Source organism: Actinopolymorpha sp. B17G11 (assembly GCF_040196095.1).
Taxonomy (GTDB): domain Bacteria; phylum Actinomycetota; class Actinomycetes; order Propionibacteriales; family Actinopolymorphaceae; genus Thermasporomyces.
Window position 1 is genome coordinate 159,876 of sequence record NZ_JBEFTW010000011.1, and the last position, 22,448, is coordinate 182,323.

At 68.7% G+C, this 22,448-nt stretch carries 19 protein-coding genes and 1 pseudogene; 18 read left to right on the forward strand and 2 right to left on the reverse strand.

From position 1 onward, the window contains the following. Window positions 1–58: 58 nt before the first annotated feature. The 3 genes from ABN028_RS14390 (at window position 59) to ABN028_RS14400 (ending at window position 1,893) form a co-directional block, all read left to right on the forward strand. The gene (locus tag ABN028_RS14390; RefSeq protein WP_349327961.1) at window positions 59–553 is read left to right on the forward strand and encodes a cell division protein SepF; all 495 of its coding nucleotides are present in this window, start codon (window positions 59–61) and stop codon (window positions 551–553) included. A gap of 127 nt (window positions 554–680) precedes the next feature. Next, complete coding sequence (locus ABN028_RS14395) at window positions 681–971, forward strand: YggT family protein (RefSeq protein ID WP_349327962.1); 291 nt, start codon at window positions 681–683, stop codon at window positions 969–971. 103 nt (window positions 972–1,074) lie between these two features. After that, entirely contained in the window at window positions 1,075–1,893 is an 819-nt protein-coding gene (locus ABN028_RS14400) for a DivIVA domain-containing protein (protein ID WP_349327963.1), read from the forward strand. A gap of 164 nt (window positions 1,894–2,057) precedes the next feature. Here ABN028_RS14400 and ileS read toward each other — a convergent pair whose 3' ends face one another. Beyond that, complete coding sequence (gene ileS, locus ABN028_RS14405; RefSeq protein ID WP_349696929.1) at window positions 2,058–5,321, reverse strand: isoleucine--tRNA ligase; 3,264 nt, start codon at window positions 5,319–5,321, stop codon at window positions 2,058–2,060. 95 nt (window positions 5,322–5,416) lie between these two features. Between ileS and ABN028_RS14410 the strand changes: the two genes are divergently transcribed. The 7 genes from ABN028_RS14410 (at window position 5,417) to ABN028_RS14440 (ending at window position 14,408) form a co-directional block, all read left to right on the forward strand. Then, the gene (locus tag ABN028_RS14410; RefSeq protein ID WP_349327965.1) at window positions 5,417–5,758 is read left to right on the forward strand and encodes a DUF167 domain-containing protein; all 342 of its coding nucleotides are present in this window, start codon (window positions 5,417–5,419) and stop codon (window positions 5,756–5,758) included. Next, complete coding sequence (locus ABN028_RS14415) at window positions 5,758–6,579, forward strand: TraR/DksA family transcriptional regulator (protein WP_349696930.1); 822 nt, start codon at window positions 5,758–5,760, stop codon at window positions 6,577–6,579. Before ABN028_RS14410 ends, ABN028_RS14415 begins: the two co-directional genes overlap by 1 nt. Further along, window positions 6,552–7,127 (forward strand): signal peptidase II, encoded by a 576-nt coding sequence (gene lspA / locus ABN028_RS14420; RefSeq protein ID WP_349696931.1) that lies wholly within the window; start codon window positions 6,552–6,554, stop codon window positions 7,125–7,127. The genes ABN028_RS14415 and lspA overlap by 28 nt, the downstream gene beginning before the upstream one ends. Window positions 7,128–7,141: 14 nt before the next feature. Further along, a complete protein-coding gene (locus tag ABN028_RS14425; protein WP_349328119.1) occupies window positions 7,142–8,077 on the forward strand; it encodes an RluA family pseudouridine synthase in 936 nt (311 codons plus the stop codon). Window positions 8,078–8,264: 187 nt separating this feature from the next. Continuing rightward, window positions 8,265–11,792: a DNA polymerase III subunit alpha gene (dnaE, locus tag ABN028_RS14430; RefSeq protein ID WP_349327968.1), complete on the forward strand. Its 3,528-nt coding sequence runs from the start codon at window positions 8,265–8,267 to the stop codon at window positions 11,790–11,792. Between the two features lie 36 nt (window positions 11,793–11,828). Continuing rightward, window positions 11,829–12,485, forward strand: a complete 657-nt coding sequence (locus ABN028_RS14435; RefSeq protein WP_349696932.1) for a hypothetical protein — start codon at window positions 11,829–11,831, stop codon at window positions 12,483–12,485. Between the two features lie 45 nt (window positions 12,486–12,530). Then, on the forward strand, window positions 12,531–14,408 hold the full coding sequence (locus tag ABN028_RS14440) for a DUF3352 domain-containing protein (protein ID WP_349696933.1): 1,878 nt from the start codon (window positions 12,531–12,533) through the stop codon (window positions 14,406–14,408). Between the two features lie 144 nt (window positions 14,409–14,552). On the opposite strand, the gene ybaK is transcribed toward ABN028_RS14440, so the two are convergent. After that, complete coding sequence (gene ybaK, locus ABN028_RS14445; RefSeq protein ID WP_349327971.1) at window positions 14,553–15,044, reverse strand: Cys-tRNA(Pro) deacylase; 492 nt, start codon at window positions 15,042–15,044, stop codon at window positions 14,553–14,555. Between the two features lie 185 nt (window positions 15,045–15,229). Here ybaK and ABN028_RS14450 point away from each other — a divergent pair, with 185 nt between their 5' ends. The 8 genes and pseudogenes from ABN028_RS14450 (at window position 15,230) to priA (ending at window position 22,171) form a co-directional block, all read left to right on the forward strand. Next, a complete protein-coding gene (locus ABN028_RS14450; protein WP_349696934.1) occupies window positions 15,230–16,216 on the forward strand; it encodes an aldo/keto reductase in 987 nt (328 codons plus the stop codon). Window positions 16,217–16,387: 171 nt separating this feature from the next. Then, entirely contained in the window at window positions 16,388–17,761 is a 1,374-nt protein-coding gene (gene hisD / locus ABN028_RS14455; RefSeq protein ID WP_502877578.1) for a histidinol dehydrogenase, read from the forward strand. Between the two features lie 97 nt (window positions 17,762–17,858). Beyond that, entirely contained in the window at window positions 17,859–18,701 is an 843-nt protein-coding gene (locus ABN028_RS14460) for an inositol monophosphatase family protein (protein WP_349327974.1), read from the forward strand. A 2-nt stretch (window positions 18,702–18,703) separates the two neighbouring features. Then, window positions 18,704–19,786 carry a histidinol-phosphate transaminase gene (locus ABN028_RS14465; protein WP_349696935.1) on the forward strand — a complete coding sequence of 361 codons (1,083 nt, stop codon included), beginning with the start codon at window positions 18,704–18,706 and terminating at the stop codon, window positions 19,784–19,786. Further along, window positions 19,783–20,400, forward strand: a pseudogene (gene hisB, locus ABN028_RS14470) (imidazoleglycerol-phosphate dehydratase HisB); the annotation flags it as partial. The gene ABN028_RS14465 and the pseudogene hisB, both read left to right, overlap by 4 nt. 107 nt (window positions 20,401–20,507) lie before the next feature. Further along, window positions 20,508–20,657, forward strand: coding sequence for a CG2302 family histidine operon protein (locus tag ABN028_RS14475; protein ID WP_349327977.1), 150 nt, complete (start codon window positions 20,508–20,510; stop codon window positions 20,655–20,657). Between the two features lie 25 nt (window positions 20,658–20,682). Next, window positions 20,683–21,321, forward strand: coding sequence for an imidazole glycerol phosphate synthase subunit HisH (gene hisH, locus ABN028_RS14480; protein ID WP_349327978.1), 639 nt, complete (start codon window positions 20,683–20,685; stop codon window positions 21,319–21,321). A gap of 118 nt (window positions 21,322–21,439) precedes the next feature. Then, window positions 21,440–22,171, forward strand: a complete 732-nt coding sequence (gene priA, locus ABN028_RS14485) for a bifunctional 1-(5-phosphoribosyl)-5-((5-phosphoribosylamino)methylideneamino)imidazole-4-carboxamide isomerase/phosphoribosylanthranilate isomerase PriA (protein ID WP_349696936.1) — start codon at window positions 21,440–21,442, stop codon at window positions 22,169–22,171. Window positions 22,172–22,448: the final 277 nt, after the last annotated feature.

Genomic DNA, 22,448 nt, shown 5'->3' on the forward strand with positions numbered 1-22,448 from the left:
TGGGGCACCAGCACAGGTTCGTCCCGTCGAAGCTGAAACGCAGAAGGCGAGAGGTCAGATGGCCGGCGCGATGCGCAAAGTCGCGGTGTATCTCGGTCTCGTTGAGGACCAGGGCCGCTACGACGACGAGTACGACCCTGCCTATGAGGGCGACTACGACACAGAAGAGCGGGAGTCCCACGCGGGCGAGTCGCAGTCCGTGCACGACGAACGCCCGGGCAATGTCGCGGCCTTCCCCGACCGGCGGCGTGTACAGGTAGCGCCGGAGGTTCCGGCGTCGCGGATCACCACACTCCATCCGCGCACCTACAACGACGCGCGTCTCATCGGCGAGCACTTCCGTGACGGCACCCCGGTGATCATGAACCTGACCGGCATGGACGACTCCGACGCCAAGCGGTTGGTCGACTTCGCCGCCGGGCTCATCTTCGGACTCCACGGCAGCATCGAACGCGTCACCGCCAAGGTCTTCCTGCTCTCGCCCGCCAACGTCAAGGTCCGGGCCGAGGACAAGGAGCGGATCGCCGAGGCCGGGTTCTTCAACCAGAGCTAGCGCGGCGGCTGTCTGCCGATGCGAGCGTGCGCCGACCGGTCGCCGAACGGTTTCCCACCCGGTCGGGCCTGCCTCGAATCGGAGATAGGGTCGACAGTTCACCGATGGGCGACCCCGAGGAGCGCACGTGCAGATCGTCGGCCAGCTGATCTACGTGATCCTGTGGATCTTTCTGGTGTTCTTGTTTGTCCGGTTGGTGGTCGACTGGGTGCAGTTCTTCGCCCGGTCCTGGGAGCCGAGCGGCATCCTCCTGGTGGCGCTCGAGGGCGTCTACACCGTCACCGATCCACCCCTGAAGGCGCTACGCCGCGTAATCCCTCCGCTGAGGTTGGGCGGCTTTGCCTTGGATCTGTCCTTCCTGCTCCTGATCGTCATCATTTACGTACTTCAGGCGCTTGTACTCACGGTGACGAACTGAACGAAATACCGTCCTTTGTGGAGCCCCCTCGGTCTTTGCCACTCAAACCGGGTACGGTTGCTCCGAACCACATTGTCAAGTCCTGCGAGCCTGAGGTGAGGTCATGCCGTTGACACCCGAGGACGTGCGCAATAAGCGCTTCACGCCCGTCCGCTTGCGGGAGGGCTACGACATGGGCGAGGTCGATCAGTTCCTCGACGAGGTCGAGTCGGAACTGGAGCGGCTGAACCACGAGAACGAGGACCTGCGCCAGAAGCTGGCCGCGGCCCAGCGGGGCGAGGGTGCGCCCTACGCGAAGCAGCCCGTCCCCGAGCAGCACGAGCCGGTGCATCCGCAGGTGCGGCAGCAGCCGGCGGCCGGTCCGCAGAGCGTCGCCGAGGCGTCCACCGCCGCGGCCCGTCTGTTGGAGATCGCCACGCAGAACGCCGACCAGCTCGTGGCCGAGAGCAAGGAGCAGGCCAACCGGATCCTCTCCGACGCCCGGGCCCGTTCCGAGCGGCTGGAGAACGAGGCGCGTGGCCTGGCCAGCCGGCTGGAGTCCGAGGCGCGGGCGAAGTCGGAGCAGTTGGAGCGCGAGACCAACGAGAAGCGCAACCAGCTGTTCGGTCAGCTCGACAAGGAGAAGACGCGGCTGCAGCGCGAGGTCGACGAGCTCCGTACCTACGAGCGCCAGTACCGCAGCCGGCTCAAGGCCTACTTCGAGAGCCAGTTGCGTCTGCTCGCCGGTCAGGGCAGCGTCGAGAACGGCGTGTCACCGCAGTCCGACGCCAACGGGCCGCGGTCGATCAACTCGCACAAGCCGGCGGCGATGGCGGCCGGTGGCGAACGCATGGAGCGCGGCGAGCGGGTCGCCTCCGGAGGTGGCGGCGGTACACCGCGCCTCAACGCACTGCTCGAGGACGACGACGAGTCCTCGCTCTAAGAGATCAAGAGAAGGCCCGGGACGTCTCAGGCGTCCCGGGCCTTCTCGTCTGCTCGAACCGTGGGGAATGATCACGTGTATGCGTGATCATTCCCCACGATGCACGGCGAATCGGCCGCGCATCGTGGGGAAATGGCACGCATCGTCAGGTCGTTTCCGCGGCCTCAGGAGCGGCGGAACCAGAACGACAGGCCGAGGTTCTCCGCTTCACCAGCCGCGAGGTCCTCGTCGGCCTCCGCAGGCTTACCTTCACCGATCTGGCCGGCGAGCACCTCGTCGGCGATGAACGCCTCGTGCTCGCGCAACGCGGCCGCCGTCTCGGGATCCGAGGCGGACCAGGTGAGGGCGATCCGGTCACTCACCTGCAGCCCGGCGTTCTTGCGCGCCTCCTGCATCAGGCGGACGATCTCGCGGGCGGTGCCGGCCCGGCGTAGCTCGTCGGTGACCGTGAGGTCGAGGGCCACGGTCTCGCCGTAGGCGTTGGCGACGGCCCAGCCTTCCCTCGGGCGTTCCGACGTGAGCACCTCGGACGGATCCAGCCGCACCTGCTCGCCATCGACGTCGACGTAGGCATGGTCCTGGTCACGCAGCTGCGCGACCAGCCGACCGGAGTCCGCGGAGCTCACCGCTGCGGCGATCCGTGGTGTGTCCTTGCCGAACCGCTTGCCGAGTGCGCGGAAGTTCGGCTTGACGGCGTAGTCCACGAGGTCGCCGGCCATGTCGGAGAGCCCTTGCAGGTCGAGCACGTTGAGCTCCTCGGCCACCTCCCGACGCAGCGACTCCGGCAGGGTCGTCCATCCGGTGGCGCCGACGAGTGCCCGGCGAAGGGGTTGCCGGGTCCGGACCTTCGCCTCGGCCCGGGCGGCCCGGCCGAGTTCGACGACCCGGCGGGCGAGGGTGACGTGGGCGGCGAGGTCGTCGTCGATCGCGGCCTCGTCGGCGGCCGGCCACCCCGCGAGGTGCACCGACTCCGGCGCGTCCGGGGTGACCGGTCGGACGAGGCGCTGCCAGACGTGTTCGGTGACGAACGGGGTGAGAGGCGCCAGGAGGCGGGTGAGCAGCTCCAACGACTCGTGCAGGGTGGCGAACGCCGCCGGGTCGCCGGACCAGAACCGCCGTCGTGACCTGCGTACGTACCAGTTCGACACGTCGTCGACGAACGAAGCGAGCAGCTGGCCGATCCGCTGGGTGTCGAACTGGTCGAACGCGGAGGACACGTCGCGCACGAGGCGGTGGGTCTCCGAGCGCAGCCAGCGGTCGAGTACGGCGTCGGCGCCACCCTCGGTGCCGCTCGCCCCACCGGTGGGAGTCCCGCCAGTGGGAGTTCCGCCAGTGGGAGCCCAGCCAGCGAGACGGGCGTAGAGGGTATGGAACGCGACAGAGTTCCAGTAGGTGAGGATGACCTTGCGGACGACCTCCTGGATCGTCGCGTCACCCACCCGCCGCGCCGACCACGGTGAGCCCGAGCAGGCCATGAACCACCGCACCGCGTCGGCTCCGTGCCGCTCGATCAACGGGATCGGCTCGAGGACGTTGCCGAGATGTTTGCTCATCTTCCGGCCGTCCTCGGCGAGGATGAGGCCGAGGCAGACGACGTTCTCGTACGACGAACGGGCGAAGACCAGTGAACCCACCGCCATCAGCGAGTAGAACCAGCCGCGGGTCTGGTCGACGGCCTCGCAGATGAACTGCGCGGGGTAGGCCTGCGCGAACTTCTCCCGCGAACCCTCGGCGTAGGGGTAGCCCCACTGGGCGAACGGCATCGCTCCCGAGTCGTACCACGCGTCGATGACTTCCTTGACCCGCTCGGCGGTCGCGTCACAGGAGGCGCTGTCCACACTCGCCGGGCAGGCGAAGGTGACCTCGTCGACGAACGGCCTGTGCGGGTCCAGGTCGGACAGGTCCCGCCCCGCCAGCTCACCCAGCTCCGCGAGTGAGCCCACGCAGGTGTGGTGTCCGTCGGGGCAGGTCCAGATCGGCAGCGGAGTGCCCCAGTAGCGGTTCCGGGACAGCGCCCAGTCGACGTTGTTTCGCAGCCATTCGCCGTAGCGGCCGTGCTTGATGGTGTCGGGGTACCAGTTCGTGCCTTCGTTCTCGGCGAGCAGTTCGTCCTGGATCGCGGTCGTACGGATGAACCACGACGGGAGGGCGTAGTAGAGCAGCGGCGTGTGGCATCGCCAGCAGTGCGGGTAGCTGTGTTCGTAGGTCTCGCCGCGGAACAGGACGCCGCGGGCGTCGAGGTCGGCGACCAGGGCCGGGTCGGCGGCCTTGAAGAACTCCCCGCCGACGAGTGCGAGGTCGGGCTCGAAGGTGCCGTCGGGCCGGACCGGGTTGACGACGGGCAGGCCGTACGCCTTGGCCACGCGGTAGTCGTCCTCACCGAACGCCGGTGCCTGGTGGACGAGCCCGGTGCCGTCCTCGGTGGTGACGTACGGGTCGACCACGACGTACGCGGTGTCGGGCACCGCACCGTCGGCGCCGGCCGGGAACGACACGAGCGCGAACGGCCGGCGATAGGTCCAGCGCTCCATGTCCGCGCCACGGAACCGGGCGGTGACCTCCCACCCCTCACCAAGGACCGGCAGGAGTCCTTCGGCGACGACCAGCGTCTCGTCGCCGTCCGTCGCCGCTACGTAGTCGACGTCGGGGTGGACCGCGACCGCGGTGTTGGACACGAGCGTCCACGGTGTCGTGGTCCAGACGAGAAGTGCCGCGCCCGGCTTGTCGTCGGTGCCTGCCAGCGGGCCGGACGTGAGGGGCATCCGGACGTAGACCGACGGGTCGGCCACGGTCTGGTAGACGTCGGGCTGGCCGAGCTCGTGGTCGGACAGGGCCGTGCCGCAACGAGGACAGTAGGGGCTGATGCGGTAGTCGCGGACCAGCAGGCCCTTGTCGAAGATCTGCTTGAGGGACCACCAGACGCTCTCGACGTACGCCGGGTTCATCGTCCAGTACGCCTGGGACATGTCGACCCAGTAGCCCATGCGTTCGGTCAGTTCGGTGAAGGCACCCACGTAGCGTTCGACAGAGGCCCGGCAGGCGGCGTTGAACTCGGCTATGCCGTAGTCCTCGATCTGCTGCTTGCCCGAGATGCCCAGCTCCTTCTCCGTCGCGACCTCGACGGGCAGGCCGTGGCAGTCCCAGCCCGCCCGGCGTTCGACGTGCCGGCCCCGCATGGTCTGGAAGCGCGGGAACAGGTCCTTGAAGACGCGGGCCTCTACGTGGTGGGCGCCGGGCATGCCGTTGGCGGTCGGCGGGCCCTCGTAGAAGGTCCACGGAGGCGCATCTTCGGTCTGCGCGAGCGACTTGTCGAAGATGCCCCGCTCGTGCCAGAACGCGAGGATCTCGTGATCAAGTGTGGGCAGGTCGACCTGCGGCTCGACGGCACGGTAGGCGCGGGAATCGCCCGGGTTGTCGTGATTGGTCACCGGTACTCCGGTCTTGGGATGGTCCACATTCGGCCCGCCATCTTAGAACTCCGATGCCGGTGGGGTGATCGACGGCGGCGTTGCACACTGTCTGGATGGAGTCGTCGAAACGGATCGCGGTCCGGGTCAAACCGGGTGCACGGCGTACCTCGGTCGGAGGTACGTACACCGGACGCAACGGTCCGTCCCTGGTCGTCTCGGTCACCGCACCCGCGGTCGATGGTCGGGCGAGCGACGCGGCCGGAGCGGCGCTCGCGGCGGCTTTCGGCGTACCAGCGCGGCGGGTCAGCCTGGTTTCCGGACAGCGGAGCCGGGACAAGATCTTCGAGGTGGCAGCGCCCGACGTCGAGGAACGCCTGGTGCGCCTGCTCTCCGGTCGGGACTCCGGTGATCTGGCGGACCGGCGGCCGACCCGGAGCGAACTCGGAGGTCGCTGATGGTCACGCACGACGGCCAGCTGGGGCGTCCGCACGCCGCGAGGAGCGACACGCCCGGCCGGAACGCGGTGACCCGGAAGGCGACCGCGGGGAGAGCTCCGGCCAAGAAGGCTCCGGCGAAGAAGGCTCCGGCGAAGAAGGCTCCGGCGAAGAAGGCTCCCGTGAAGAAGGCCGCGGCGAAGAAGGCTCCGGCCAAGGACACGGTGCCGACGAAGGCTTCCGCGAAGAAGGCTCCGGCCAAGAAGACGGTGCCGACGAAGGCTTCCGCGAAGAAGGCCCCGGCCAAGGACACGGTGCCGACGAAGGCTTCCGCGAAGAAGGCTCCGGCGAAGAAGGCGGCGGCGACGAAGGCTCCCGCGAAGGCACCTGCGAAGAAGGCGACGCGCCCGAGGACCGCCGAGACCGGTGCGGACCTCGCCGAACGTGCGCCCACCCTGAAGGTCCGCGCCGACGAGGAGCCGTGGTCGGAGGCGGAGCTCGAAGAGCTCTACCTCCAGCTTCGGGCCGAGGCGGACCGGCTGCGCACCGAACTCGACTCGGCCGCCGTCGAAATCGCCGACCTGCTCCGTGACAGCGGGGACGGCGCGGGTGACGACCAGGCCGATGCGGGCTCGAAGACGTTCGAACGTGAGCACGAGATGTCCCTCGCCGCCAACACCCGCGACATGCTGGCGCAGACCGAGCGGGCGATGGGCCGGATCAGGAACGGTACGTACGGCATCTGCGAGGGCTGCGGCAACCCCATCGGGAAGGCTCGGTTGCTCGCATTCCCGCGTGCGACACTGTGCGTGTCATGCAAACAGAGGGAAGAGCGTCGCTGAACGACGCGACCGAGGTCGATGATCAGCTGAGGCGACGACGAATCGTCCTCTTTGCGTCGGTGGCCTCCGTCGTCCTCGTCGCGGACGTACTCACCAAGATCGCCGCGACGGCCTACCTGTCCGACCGCGACCCGGTTTCGCTGTGGGGTGGCCTGCTGACGTTGCGGCTGGTACGCAACCCCGGCGCCGCGTTCGGGCTGGCGGAGGGCTACACCGTCGTCCTGTCGCTCGTCGCGCTCGGCGTCGCCGCGGTGGTGATCCGGTTGTCGCGGACGCTCGCGAGCACGGCGTGGGCGGTCGCGTTCGGGCTGTTGCTCGGTGGCGCGCTGGGCAACCTGTCCGACCGCGTCTTCCGCGAACCGGGTTTCCTGCGTGGTCACGTCGTCGACTTCCTCGCACTGCCGCACTGGCCGGTGTTCAACCTCGCCGACAGTTCGATCTGCGCCGCGGCCGCGTTGATCATCCTGATGGCTCTGCGTGGTCGGCGGTGGGACGGCACGATCGAGCGGGCGTCCGCCGGGGACAAGCCGACCGGGGGCGCGGAGTGAGTGCCACACCGGCCATGGGCGACCGCCGGAGCCTCCCGGTCCCCGACGGCCTCGAAGGTGAACGTCTCGACGCGGCGCTGGCGCGGCTGTTCGGCCTCTCGCGTACCAAAGCCGCCGAGCTGGTCGAGCACGGACAGGTCCAGCTCGACGGCTCGCCGGCGATGAAGTCCGCGCGGGTGTGGGCAGGCGCCTGGCTCGAGGTGGAGCTGCCGGCGCCGCAGCCGCCGGTCGCACCCGCGACGGTCGAGGGCATGCGGATCGTGCACGACGACCCGGACCTCGTGGTGGTCGACAAGCCGATCGGTGTCGCCGCGCACCCGAGCCCGGGCTGGCGTGGCCCGACCGTCGTCGGGCATCTCGCGGCTGCCGGGTTCCGGGTCGCCACGTCCGGCGCGGCCGAGCGGCAGGGCGTCGTCCACCGGCTCGACGTCGGCACCAGCGGCCTGATGGTGGTCGCGAAGTCCGAGCGTGCCTACTCCGCGCTCAAGTGGGCGTTCAAGGAGCGCCGGGTCGACAAGATCTACCACGCGCTCGTCCAGGGCCATCCCGACCCGTCCCGCGGCACGATCGAGGCTCCCGTGGACCGGCACCCCACCCATGACTACAAGTGGGCGGTCGTGGCGGGAGGCAAACCGGCGGTTACCCACTACGAGACGCTGGAAGCACTGCGGCATGCGTCGCTGCTCGAGATCCGGCTCGAGACCGGGCGTACGCACCAGATCCGGGTGCACATGAGTGCCATCCGCCATCCGTGCGTCGGCGATCTCACCTACGGCGCGGATCCGGTCCTGGCTCGCCGCCTGGGCGTCGACCGCCAGTGGCTCCACGCGCATCGGCTGGGGTTCGAGCACCCCGGGTCGGGCGCGTGGGTGGAGTTCGCCTCGCCCTATCCCGATGATCTCGCGGGTGCGCTCGACCAGGCCCGTGCTGATACCGAACGCGTCACCTGAGGCACGAAACGTCACCAGCACAGGGAAATCGGCGTGATCGTTGGAGCCGGTTCACCGCCACTCGGCGGGGCGGCTTCGGCCTGTCGGCGGGTGGGCCTAGAGTCGGACTCTCTCCCCAGCCGGCGCCCCGCGCCACGGTCTTCCAGGCGGAGCTGTGGCGTAGGCGGAACAGGAGGCGCATCCGAGCATGGCCGATTCGTTCGTGCACCTTCACGTCCACACCGAATACTCCATGCTCGACGGCGCGGCGAAGCTCAAGGACATGTTCGCCGAGGTCGAGCGCCTGCAGATGCCGGCCGTCGCCATCACCGATCACGGCAACCTGCACGGTGCGTACGACTTCTTCACCAAGGCACAGGCGGCCGGGGTCACGCCGATCATCGGGCTCGAGGCCTACGTCGCGCCGGAGTCACGATTCCACAAGGCGCCGGTCCGGTGGGGTCACCAGCACCAGAAGGACGACGACGTGTCCGGTGCCGGTGCGTTCACGCACATGACGATCTGGGCGCGCAACGCCGAAGGTCTGCACAACCTCTTCCGGCTGCAGACCCGGGCGTCGATGGAGGGCTTCTTCCGCAAGCCACGCATCGACCGGGAGCTGCTGTCGGAACACTCCTCCGGCCTGATGGCCACCACCGGCTGCCCGTCCGGCGAGGTGTCGACCAAGATCCGGCTCGGCCAGGAGAAGGAAGCGCTGGAGGCGGCCGGTGACTTCCGGGACATCTTCGGCCGGGAGAACTTCTTCGTCGAACTGATGGACCACGGGATCGACATCGACAAGCGGGCGCGGGCCGGCCTGGAGAAGGTCGCCGGGGAGCTGGACCTGTCCTTCGTGGTGACCAACGACTCCCACTACACCTACGAGCACGAGTCGACCGCGCACGCCGCCCTCCTGTGCGTCCAGACCGCATCGACCCTGGTGGCGCCGACGTTCCAGTTCGAGGGGTCGGGCTACTACCTCAAGCCGGCCGAGGAGATGCGGGGCATCGACAGCTCCGAGGCGTGGCAGGCCGGTTGCCGCAGCACGTTGGCCATCGCGGAGCGGGTCGACACGGCGGGGATGTTCGAGACCCGCAACCTCATGCCGCGTCTCGACGTCCCCGAGGGCCACTCCGAGGAGTCGTGGTTCCGCGAGCAGGTCTGGAAGGGGATGGAGCGGAGGTTCCCGGACGGCTACCCCGAGGACTACCGCCAGAAGGTCGAGTACGAGATGAAGATCATCATCCAGATGGGCTTCCCGTCCTACCTTCTGGTGGTCTCTGACTTCATCATGTGGGCGAAGCAGAACGGCATCGCCACGACCACCCGCGGCTCGGCGGGCGGCAGCCTCGCCTGCTATGCGCTCGGCATCACCGACATCGACCCTATTCCGTACGACCTGATCTTCGAGCGCTTCCTCAACCCCGAGCGTGTCTCGATGCCCGACATCGACGTCGACTTCGACGAGCGTCGGCGTGGCGAGGTGATCCGCTACGTCAGCGAGAAGTACGGCGAGGACAAGGTCGCCTACATCGCGACGTTCGGCACGATCAAGGCCAAGGCCGCGATCAAGGACGCCTCGCGGGTCCTCGGCTATCCGTACGCGCTCGGGGACAAGATCACCAAGGCGATGCCGCCGGCGGTGATGGGCAAGGACGTCCCGCTCGCAGGCCTCTTCGACGACAAGCATCCGCGCTACAACGACGCCGGCGAGATCCGAGCGCTCTACGAGCAGGATCCCGACGTCAAGAAGGTGATCGACACCGGCCGCGGGTTGGAGGGCCTGATCCGCCAGACGGGCGTCCATGCCGCGGGGGTGATTCTCTCCTCGGAGCCGCTGATCGACCACGTGCCGATGATGAAGCGGGAGGCCGACGGGGCGATCATCACGCAGTTCGACTATCCGACCTGCGAGACGCTGGGCCTTTTGAAGATGGACTTCCTGGGCCTGCGCAACCTCACCATCTTGAGTGACGCGGTCAAGAACATCGAGTTCAGCCGTGGCGAGAAAGTCGAGCTGCTGGAGGTCCCGCTCGACGACAAGCCGACCTTCGAACTCTTCGCCCGCGGCGACAACCTCGGCATCTTCCAGATGGACGGTGCCGGCATGCGTTCGCTGCTGCGACTGATGAAGCCGGACAACTTCGGTGACATCTCCGCGGTTCTGGCGCTCTATCGGCCCGGCCCGATGGGTGCCAACGCCCACACCGACTACGCGCTCCGCAAGAACGGCCAGCAGGAGATCATCCCGATCCACCCCGAGCTGCGGGAGGTCGGCGAGAAGCACCTGGGCGAGACCCACGGCCTGATCGTCTACCAGGAGCAGGTGCAGCGGATCGCGCAGGAGGTCGCCGGCTACAGCCTGGGGCAGGCAGACCTGTTGCGCCGGGCGATGGGCAAGAAGAAGAAGGAGGTCCTCGACAAGGAGTTCGTTCCCTTCTCCGAGGGCATGCGCTCCAGGGGTTACTCCGACGGTGCCATCAAGGCGCTGTGGGACGTCCTCGTGCCGTTCTCCGACTACGCGTTCAACAAGTCGCACACCGTGGCCTACGGGCAGGTGGCCTACTGGACGGCCTACCTCAAGACCAACTACCCGGCCGAGTATTTCGCCGCCCTGCTGACGAGCGTGCAGGACGACAAGGACAAGATGGCGGTCTACCTGAACGCCTGTCGCCGGTCGGGCATCAAGGTGCTGCCCCCGGACGTCAACGAGTCCGCGTCCAACTTCACCCCGGTGGGCACCGACATCCGGTTCGGCCTCACCGCGGTCCGCAACGTCGGCCACAACGTCGTCGACGCCATCGTGGCCGCCCGTGAGGCCAAGGGCAGGTTCACCGACGCGGGCGACTTCATGGCCAAGGTACCGGCCACCGCCTGCAACAAGCGGGTCATCGAGTCGCTGGCCAAGGCGGGTGCCTTCGACTCGATGGGGCACCGCCGCCGGGCGCTCGTGCAGTGGCACGAGGACGCCGTCGACTTCTTTGTCGACCAGAAGCGCCAGGAGGCGATCGGTCAGGACTCGCTGTTCGGGTTCGGCGACAGTGACGACGGCATCGACGAGGCGTTGATGGCACCGCAGGTGCCCGACATCGGGGAGTGGGACAAACAGACCCTGCTTGCCCACGAGCGGGAGATGCTCGGGCTCTACGTGTCCGACCATCCGTTGTTCGGCATCGAGCACGTGCTCGCGAGCGCGTCCGACTGCACGATCGGCACGTTGCTGACCGACGAGGAACGCCCCGACGGGTCGATCGTCACCGTCGGCGGTCTCATCACCGGGATCTCGCGCAAGATGACCAAACGCGGCGACCCGTGGGCGATCGTCACCCTCGAGGACCTCGAGGGTGGGATCGACGTGATGTTCTTTCCGTCGACCTATCAGCTCACCGCGCTCCAGCTCACCGAGGACGCGGTGGTGGTGGTCAAGGGGCGGCTCGACCGGCGCGACGACACGCCCCAGCTGATCGCGATGGAGCTGTCGCTTCCCGACATCAGCGCCCAGCAGACCGGACCGGTCGCGATCTCACTGGCCCGCGAACGCTGCACCCCTCCAATCGTCGACCGGCTCAAGGAGATCTTCTCGACCCATCCCGGCATGACCCATGTGCATCTCCACCTGCGCTCGGAGAGCAAGACGCTCGTGATGCGGCTCGAGGACCGTTGGCGCGTCACGCCTTCTCCTGCGCTGATGGGTGACCTGAAGGCGCTCCTCGGGCCGGGGTGTGTCCCGTCCTGAGCTGACTTCAGCACAAGTCCTCTAGGATCTGGCCCGGTGACCACACCGACTCCTCCCAGCCCGGCGATTCCGCCCGAGCGGTCAGCGTTCGACGACGCCCACGGACACGCCGCTGAGGAGTCTCTGCCCGACCGGGGGCGACTTCGGGCGTGCATGGTGATCGTTCTCACGCTTGCGCTCGCCGGGGTCGGATGCGGGATCGCGTGGGCGGTGCTGGCGCCCGACATCGAGCTGATCATGACGCAGGTGGGTCCGCTCCCGGCGAGTGAGCTCGACGCCGGCCGGCTCGTGGCGATGGATTCGTGGTACGCCGTGCTCGCAGGAGTGATCGGGCTGATGCTCGGGGCCGTTCTCGCGACGTTCTTCCTCCGCCAGGGTGTGGTGATGGTCGTGGCGCTCATCGCCGGTGCCTGCCTGGCCGCCGTGCTGGCGTCGGCGGCCGGAAGTCTCGTCGCCAACGGCACGGTGGTCTGGACCGCGGACCCGGCCGCGACGGTCGACACGACCGTGGCGGCACCGTTGCGACTCCATGCGTACGGCTACCTGTTCGCCTGGCCGATCGCGGTGCTGGCTCCCGTCGTACCCCTCGCGTGGCTGGGGTGGTTAGATGACGACCGGCCGGCCGGCATCTCCGCGACGTCACTATCCACAGGTCGCCCGACGGGTCAGCAAGAACCACCAGCTCTGCGCTAGTTTCGTTCAGTCCATCTATTCCGCACCGCCTCGGGGGTGTCCTCCTTGTCGCACGACCAAACACCGCACGATCCTGGTCGACCCGGCTACTCACCGCCGGGTGGTCCCGCCGGACCAGGCGGCCAGCAGCCCTACGGTCCAGGACCCGGCCAGGGAGGTCAGCAAGGGTACGGTCAGCCGGCTCAGGGTCAGCAGCCCTACGGTCAGCCGCAGTATGGTCAGTCACAGCAGGGCCAGCCGCCGTACGGTCAGCAGCCGTACGGCCAGCCGGGCTACGGTCAGCAGCAGGGCCAGCCAGGTTACGGCGGACCGGAGCAGGGCGGGCCCGGCGGCTATCCCAGCGGACCCGGACAGCCACCTGGTGGCCCGGGCGGACCCTGGAACCCTGGTGGTGCGCAGTACGCGCCACCGGTCGAGCCGGAGCGTCGCGGACCCCGGTGGCTGATCATCGCACTCGCTGCAGTGCTCGTCGTGTTCATCGGCGGTGGCGCATGGGCGGTCGCCGCGATGCGCAACAACGGCGGCCAGCCCGAGCAGGTTCTGCCCGGCAGCGCCGTGGGTTACCTCCGCGTCGACCTCAACCCGTCGACCGAGCAGAAGCTCAACATCCTCGGCTTCGCCCGGAAGTTCCCCGACGCCAAGGACCGCCTCGGCAGCGGTGACGACCTCCGCGAGGCATTGTTCGAGGCGATCAAGTCCGACGACGAGGACCTGAAGGACGTCGACTACGCCACCGACATCGAGCCGTGGCTCGGCGACCGGCTCGGCGTGGCTGTCATGCCCGGCACCGACGGCAAGGACGAGGACGCGGTCGCCGCCGTGCAGATCAAGGAGGACGAGGAGACCGTCAGGGCAGCCCTCGACAAGCTGACGTCAGACGACGACAAGACAGGCTACGCGTTCGTCGACGGTTATCTCATCGTCGCCGACACGCAGGCGGAGGCAGACAGGTACGCGAAGGCCGGAGCGGAGACACCGCTCGCCGACGAGCAACAGTTCAAGGACGACATGGACGCACTCGGCGAGTCGGGCGTCATGTCGTTCTGGGCTGACGCGGCCAAGCTCTCCGAGATGGGCGGTGACGGGGCAGCGCTCCAGCAGCTCCCGATCGGCCCGGCCAAGTCGCCCGGACGGATCGTCGGTGCGCTGAGCTTCGAATCGGATGCCCTGCAGCTCAAGGCCGTCTCCCGTGGCGCTGATGTGCCGGAGCTCAGCACCTCGGGCATCAAGCTCGCGGAGCTTCCCGCCACCACCGCCGTTGGCATGTCCGTCGCCGGCGCGGGTCCAGCGTTCGAGCAGGCCTGGCCGCAGCTGCAGAAGCTGGTGCAGCAGGCTGGCCAGGGCGACCAACTCGACTCGTTCGTCCGGGCGGCGGAACAGCAGTTCGGGATCAAGCTTCCCGCCGATGTGGTGACCCTGCTCGGCGAGGAGCTGACGATCGGGATCGACGAGCGTGGGCTGGAGGACGCGATTCCGAGCGGGGTCGCTTCAAGTTCGTCGGGAACGTCGGAACCGGGAGCTGCCGGACTGCCGATGGTCGGGCTCAGGTCCACCACCGATGTGGCCAAGGCGAAGCCGCTGCTGCCGAAGATCGACCAGATGATCGCGGCGACGGGCGCCCCGATCGAACTGGGCAGCGCGACCGGGTCTGACGCTGTCGCGATCGCCACCACCCAGGAATACGCTGACGAGCTGGTCGCCGGCGGTGACCTGGGGTCCAGCGAGAGCTTCAAGGCGGCGGTGGCCGACGGCAGTGACGCCCAGTTCGGCCTGTTCGCCGACCTCGACAAGCTCGAGAAGGTGTATCTCCAGGCGGTTCCTGAGGAAGAGCGCGGCAACCTCGAGCCGCTCAAGGCCTTGGGTGTGTCCGGTTCGACAACGGCCGACGGTGGGACCTTCACCGTCCGGGTGTTGGTCAACTGACCGGTCGAGCCCAGCTCACCAGGCGAAGCGAAACCCGATGGCTGCCGGGACTCCCGGCCGCCATCGGCTTTTCCGACCCAGCCGCCGGCAATCGACTGACTGACGACCGCGTTGGCACCTCGGGCGATCCGGGTTGCGAGGCGGTCAGGGCGCGGCTGCCACGCGGCTTGTTCGGGCGTCGGTGAGGCGGATCAGGTCGGACGGGGCGAGCTCGACCTGGAGCCCACGGCGTCCGGCCGATACGTAGAGCGTGGGATGCCGCAGGGCGCTCTCGTCCACGACCGTCGACAGTCGGCGCCGTCCACCAAGCGGGCTGATCCCGCCCACGACGTAGCCGGTGGCGCGTTCGGCGTCGGCGGGATCAGCCATGCGAATCCGCTTGTGGCCCAGCTCGGCGGCCAACGCCTTGAGGTCGAGCGTCGCGCTCACCGGCACGACCGCGACACAGAGGCCGTCCTCGGACTGACCCAGGAGGGTCTTGAAGATCCTCTCCGGTGAGACGCCGAGGGCATCCGCGGCTTCCATGCCGTACGCCCGAACCGAGGCGTCGTGGTCGTACGGATGCAGTGTGTAGGACACCCCGGCCCGACGCAGGGCCACGACGGCCGGTGTGGGTTGTGCGGTCTTCTTCGCCACCGGCCCAGTGTCCCCTGTCAGAAGGGCGACCGCGAATCTCTGCCCGAGGGCATTGGTGTCCTCCCATTTGGTACGGAATCGTCGGGCGGGATTGGCTCGGGTGCGAGGGGCGGATCCGCTCTTAGGCTTCCACCGGCCCCTGGTGGGTTTGGGCACAGGAGAGGGACGCCGAGGAAGGAACGCGGATGGAATATCGCACGATCGGCAACGATCCGAAGACACGTCGCGACGTCAGCGTGCTGAGTCTCGGCGCCATGCTGTTCGGCACGGCCACCGACGAGGCGACGTCGTTCGCGATCCTCGACCGCTACGTCGAGGCTGGCGGCACGTTCATCGACACGTCCAACAACTACGCGTTCTGGCAGGACGGTGGCCAGGGTGGGCAGAGCGAGGAACTGCTCGGCCGCTGGATCCGTAGCCGCAACGTCGGGAACGAGATCGTCATCGCCACCAAGCTCGGCGCCCGGCCACTCGCGCCCGGTACGAGCTATGTCGACAACGCGGAAGGCCTTTCCGCCAAGGTGATCCGTGAGTCCGCCGAGCGCAGTCGGGAACGACTCGGCGTGGACAAGCTGGACCTGCTCTACGCCCACATCGAGGATCCGGGAACTCCGCTTCAGGAGACGGTCGAAGGTTTTGCGCAGCTCGTCGCCGACGGCACCGTCGGTCTGCTCGGGGTGAGCAACCACTGGGCGTGGCGGGTCGAGCGCGCCCGGAACCTCGCGGCGACGGCGGGACTGCCTGGTTACGAAGTCCTGCAGTACAGCTACAGCTACCTGCGCCAGCGGACCGATCTGCCGGGCGAGCTGTCCCCGGACGGCGACTACGGCGCGGTCGGGAGGGATCTGCTCAGCTACCTGCGGGAAGAGCCGGGCCTCACCCTCGTCGCGTACTCCCCGCTGCTGTCCGGTCGGTACGTACGCGACGACAAGCCATTCGGGCCGGAGTTCGACCACGCCGGAACGCCAGTACGCCTGGCCGCGCTCCGCGAGGTGGCCGCGGAGACCGGTGCCACGCCGAACCAGGTCGTCCTGTCGTGGTTGATCGGACGCGACATCCCGGTCATTCCGCTGGCTGGCGCGTCCTCGCTCGCTCAGCTGAACGAGAACCTTGTCGGTGTCGACCTGAAGCTCACGTCGGAGCAACGCGCCAAGCTGGACGCAGCTCATTAGCCCGCCGGTAGCCGTCCCGGCTCGCGGCGGGGAGCCGGAAGGGCGCGCCACCAACCTCGCATTTCGGCTTCACCCGGTCTGGCCCTCATCGTCCGCCTTGTGAGCCTGCGGGTCGCGCCATCTGGTGAGGAGCGGGGCGGTCCTGCGGGGCCCTCTAGACTCGGTGGGGTGATGCGTCGTATCGATCTCCGTGGCCGGCTCGCCCGAGGCGAGGCCCTTGACTATCGCGCGCTCGTCCCGCGCGCGGAGTTCGACGTGGAGGCAGCCATCGACGAGGTGCGCCCCATCGTCCAAGACGTCCGCCATCGTGGCGTCGAGGCACTCCTGGACATCGCGAGCCTGGACGGCGTGGAGATCACCGACCTGCGGGTTCCACAAGGCGCCCTGGCGAGCGCTCGGGAGCAGCTCGACCCGGAGCTGCAGGCGGCGTTCGAGGAGTCGATCCGCCGGCTCCGGGTGGTGAGCGAGGCCGAGCTGGAGCGTGACCCGACCGTCGAGGTGGCACCGGGCGGGCGTGTGACACAGCGGCTGGTTCCGTATCGCCGGATCGGGCTGTACATTCCCGGCGGGATCGCGCCGCTGGCGTCGACCGTCGCGATGAACGTCGTTCCCGCCCAGGTCGCCGGCGTCGAGTCGATCGCGCTGGCGTCCCCGGCGCAGAAGGAGTTCGGCGGGCTGCCACACCCGACGATCCTCGCCGTCTGCTCCCTTCTGGGCATCGACGAGGTCTACGCCATCGGCGGGGTCGGTGCGGTGGCGATGTTCGCCTACGGCACCGAGCAGTGCCCCGCCGTCGACTTCGTGGCCGGCCCGGGCCGGATCACCACCGTGGCTGCCAAGCGCCTGCTCAAGGGAGTTGTCGGCATCGATTCCGAGGCCGGGCCCACCGAGATCGCGATCCTCGCCGACGACACCGCCGACCCGGCCTACGTCGCCGCCGACCTGATCAGCCAGGCAGAGCACGATCCGATGGCGGCGAGCGTGCTGGTGACGCCGAGTGAGTCGCTGGCGGTGGCGACCGAGCGGGAGCTCGAACACCAGGTTCCGGCCGCGAAGCACAACCAGCGGATCACGGCCGCGCTGTCGGGGGAACAGTCCGGCATCGTCCTCGTCGATGATCTCGAGCAAGGTCTCGCCGTTGTCGACTCCTATGCCGCCGAACACCTCGAGATCCACACCGAGGACGCGGAGATCTGGGCCTCGCGGGTACGCAACGCGGGTGCCATTTTCATCGGGCCGTGGGCGCCGGTGTCGCTGGGCGACTACTGCGCCGGCTCCAACCACGTCCTGCCGACCGGTGGCTGTGCGTGCCATTCATCGGGGCTGTCCGTACGTAGCTACCTCAAGGCCGTCCACGTGATCGCGTACGACCAGGGGGCGCTGCGCGACGTGGCGGGGCATGTCGTCGCCATGGCGGATGCGGAGGACCTGCCGGCGCACGGTACGGCGGTGCAGGTCCGGTTCGCCGGACAGCCCGGGTCCACTGGGCATCCCGGATCCGCTGGGCATTCCAGGTTCACTGGGCATCCCGATGGGTATGCCTGAGTGCCCACCCGCCCACGACCCGCGCGTTCTGCGCGACGCCGAGCCAGCGGAACACACCGAGCCAACGGAAGACACCGAGCCAACGAAACGAGTTCTCATGACCCCACCGGCCGATGACCGGAACCCCGCCGACGCGACTCGCACCGACCTCACGCCCTCGGAGGTGGCGAATGTCAACGGGGACCTGCGCGACCTCGCACTCGCCGCCGCGCAGGCGGGTGCGCACGCCATCCTGCGGGAGCTGCGCAACGGAAAGGTCGAGGTCGAGACCAAGTCCCACGACGCCGACTTCGTGACGACCGCGGACAAGGCGGCCGAGCGGGCGATCCTGCGGATGGTGCTGGCTGTCCGACCCAACGACGCCGTGCTCGCGGAGGAGTCGGGTATGCACGCCGGCGACAGCGGTGTCCGCTGGCTGGTCGATCCGCTCGACGGAACGATGAACTTCGTCCACCGCCGTCATGACTACGCCGTCTCCGTCGGGGTCGAGCAGGCCGGGCGGATGGTGGCCGGTGCGATCGTACGCCCGGCGGACGGGCAGTGGGCGGCGGCCGGGGGAGACGAGGCGTTCGGGCGGGATCTGACGCCGAAGATCTCCGCGACCGCCGACCTCACCGACTCCCTGGTCGGCATCGGCCTGCCGAGCCCCATGGAGCAGCGGGTCCGCGTCCATCACTTCCTCGGCGATCTCATGCACGCGGCGCGCGACTACCGGCGGAGTGGATCGTCGGCCTGTGAGCTGTTGTCGGTGGCTCTGGGGGCGCAGGAGGGTTACCTGGGCTTCGGTGTCAACATGTGGGATGTCGCCGCCGGGATCGCGCTGGTGGATGCGGCCGGCGGCACCAGCCAGTGGGTGACGACGGCGACCGGGCTCGAGGTGCTGGTCGCAGGTACCCCGCAGGTCACGGAGACCCTCGTCGGAATGGTGAAGGTGATCTGAGGATGGGCCAGACCTTGGCGGATCTGCCGCTCCGGGACGAGCTGCGCGGTGAGGAGCCCTACGGAGCGCCGCAGCTCGACGTCCCGGTCCTGTTGAACGTCAACGAGAATCCCTACCCGCCCTCGGACGCTGTCGTCGCCGACATCGCGGAGTCGGTCGCGGAGGCGGCCCGCGGGCTCAACCGCTATCCCGACCGGGAGGCGCTGGGGTTGCGGTCAGACCTCGCGGCGTACCTCGGCCACGACCTCACACCGGCCCACGTGTGGGCGGCGAACGGGTCCAATGAGGTGATGCTGCAGATCCTGCAGGCCTTCGGCGGTCCGGGTCGGCTGGCGCTGTCGTTCGCACCGACGTACTCCATGTATCCGGAGTACGCCCGCGACAGCTGTACCACCTGGCTGACCGGGCGCCGGGCCGAGGACTTCACGTTGGACCCCGGCCATGTGGTCGAGCAGATCCGTACGCACCAGCCGGCGGTGGTCCTGCTCGCCTCGCCGAACAACCCCACCGGCACGGCGTTGTCGCTCGACCTGATCGAGACCGTGTGCGGTGTGGCGCCGGGGATCGTGGTCGTCGACGAGGCGTACGCGGAGTTCCGCCGGGACGGCACACCCAGCGCGCTGACTCTCCTGCCCGCCTATCCCCGGCTGATCGTCACCCGCACGATGTCCAAGGCGTTCGCCCTCGCCGGAGGCAGGCTCGGCTACCTCGCCACGGACCCGGCGATCGTCGATGCTCTGCGCATCGTGCGACTGCCCTACCACCTGTCCGCCGTCACCCAGGCGGTGGCGCGGGCGGCGCTGCGGCACACCGGCGAGCTGCTCGCCCGGGTCGCCGAGCTGCGGGAGCGGCGCGACGAGACAGTCGAGTGGCTTCGCGGGCTGGGTCTGACTGTCGCCGACACCGATGCCAACTTCGTACTGTTCGGGACGTTCGACGACCGCCACGCGCTCTGGCAGGGCCTGCTCGACAAGGGCGTCCTGATCCGGGAGACCGGGCCGGACGGCTGGCTGCGGGTCTCGATCGGCTCGGCGGAGGAGATGGCGGCCTTCCGGACGGCCCTGCGGGAGGTGCTCGGACGGTGAGCACGGCGAGGGGTAGCGGGCGTCGTACGGCGAGGATCGAGCGGACGACCAAGGAGAGCAAGGTCGTCGTCGAGCTCGACCTCGACGGCAGCGGGCGCGTGGACGTGTCCACCGGCGTACCGTTCTACGACCACATGCTCGACCAGCTCGGCCGGCACGGGCTCTTCGACCTCACGGTCCGCGCGCAAGGCGACGTTGACGTCGATGTCCACCACACCGTGGAGGACACGGCGATCGTGTTGGGGCAGGCGTTTCGCGAGGCGTTGGGTGACAAGCGGGGTATCCGGAGGTTCGCCGACGCGACCGTACCGCTGGACGAGGCGCTCGTGCACGTGGTCGTCGACGTGGCCGGCAGACCCTACTGCGTCCACACCGGGGAGCCGGACGGTCAGGCTTACGCCATGATCGGTGGGCACTTCACCGGGTCCCTGACACGGCACGTGCTGGAGACCTTGGCGTTCCACGCGGTGATCTGCCTGCACGTCCGGGTGCTCGCTGGGCGGGATCCGCACCACATCGTCGAGGCACAGTTCAAAGGTCTCGCCCGCGCGCTCCGCGACGCCGTGGCGCTCGACCCGCGCGAGACCGGGGTGCCCAGCACCAAGGGCACGCTCGATCCGCGCGAAGGCGACGCCGGCGAGGGCGGCGCTGGCGAGGGTGGCGCTGGCGAGGGTGGCGCTGGCGAGGGTGGCGCTCCCGCGCAGCGGAAGGGAAGGTTCTGATGCAGTTTCTGTACTTCGCTCTGGCCGGGGTGCTGTTCGGCGGCGTGATCGCGACGTACCGGCAGAGGCGGCCGATCTGGGTGTCGCTCATTCTGCTCGTCCTGGCGGGTGTGTTCCTGTGGATCGGGCAGAAGGAGATGAGCCTGTGACCGCGTTGATCTCTGGTAGCCGCCGATGAACGCACCGAAGGTGGTCGTGCTCGACCACGGGTCGGGCAACCTGCGTTCGGCCGAGCGAGCGCTCGTCCGGGTCGGTGCCCAGGTCGACGTCACGGCGGACTACGGGGCCGCGATGGACGCTGACGGGTTGGTGGTGCCGGGCGTCGGCGCGTTCGCGGCCTGCATGAGCGGCCTGCGTGCGGTGCGCGGCCACCAGCTGATCGGCCGCCGTCTCGCCGGCGGACGGCCGGTGCTCGGCATCTGCGTCGGCATGCAGGTCCTGTTCGACCGTGGTGTCGAACACGGCGTCGAGGCCGAGGGGTGCGGCGAGTGGCCGGGAACCGTCGAACGACTGAAGGCGCCGATCGTCCCGCACATGGGCTGGAACGTCGTCGAGCCTCCTACCGGCTCGGTGCTCTTCGCCGGCATCGAGGACGAGCGTTTCTACTTCGTCCACTCCTATGCCGTACGCCACTGGGAGCTGTCGGGTGGTGGCCCGTTCCGGGATCCACTGGTGACCTGGACGCCGTACGACGGTGACCGGTTCGTGTCGGCGGCGGAGAACGGTCCGCTGTCGGCGACCCAGTTCCACCCGGAGAAGTCCGGCGACGCCGGCGCCCAACTCCTCGCCAACTGGCTCGCCACCCTCCGCTGACCAGCCTCCGATCTGACCAGGCGCCGCTGACCAGGCTCCGAGCCAGCAGATCGACCGACTGGCCCCCGATCCGACCGCTCTCAGGCGGGCCGTCAGACGAAAGGTAGCCTCGCGGACCATGAGCCTCGTACTTCTCCCCGCGGTGGACGTCGTTGGTGGCCAGGCGGTCCAGCTTGTCCAGGGTCGAGCCGGTTCCGGCGGCCAGTACGGCAGCCCACTTGACGCCGCTCTCGCCTGGCAGCGGGCAGGTGCGGAATGGGTCCACCTGGTCGATCTCGACGCGGCGTTCGGACGCGGTGACAACCGCACCCTGCTCGCCGAGATCATCAACCGGCTGGCGGATCTCGGTGTCAAGGTCGAGTTGTCAGGTGGTCTCCGCGACGACGACGCGTTGCACTGGGCGATGGGCACGGGATGCGCTCGGGTCAACATCGGCACGGCCGCGCTGGAGAATCCCGAGTGGTGTGCGAAGGCGATCGCTGAGTACGCCGACCGGGTGGCGATCGGGCTCGACGTCCGCGGCCGCACACTTGCGGCCCGCGGATGGACACAGGAAGGCGGTGACCTGTTCGAGACGCTCGCCCGGTTGGACGGCGAGGGGTGCGCGCGTTATGTCGTCACCGACGTCAACAAGGACGGCATGCTGCAGGGGCCGAACCTCGAACTGCTGCGTTCGGTGTGTGCGGCCACGGACCGGCCGATCATCGCGTCCGGTGGAGTGTCGACGCTCGACGACCTGCGGGCGATCGCCGGCGTGGTACCGCTCGGGGTCGAGGGGGCGATCGTGGGCACCGCGTTGTACGCAGGCGCTTTCACCCTCGAGGAGGCGCTTGCGGCGACCCGGGGCTAAGGGCGCCGGTTCCATGATCATGAAGGAAATTCGGTCCATACGACCACAGGACCTTCATGATCAGGATCATGATCACGGACCTGGGGCGGGTCAGAGACCCCGGCCTACCACGTGCAGATGATCACCGGCGCCTGACCCCTGGTCAGCCCACCCGCACACCGTTTCCGGCCGCCAGTCGTGGGCGGCTCGGAGGGTGGCCGAGGTCGTCGGGATATGGTGTGGCGAACCGGCACCTAGTGCACGACACCCCAGTGCACTCTCGGGTCCGTCGGCGACG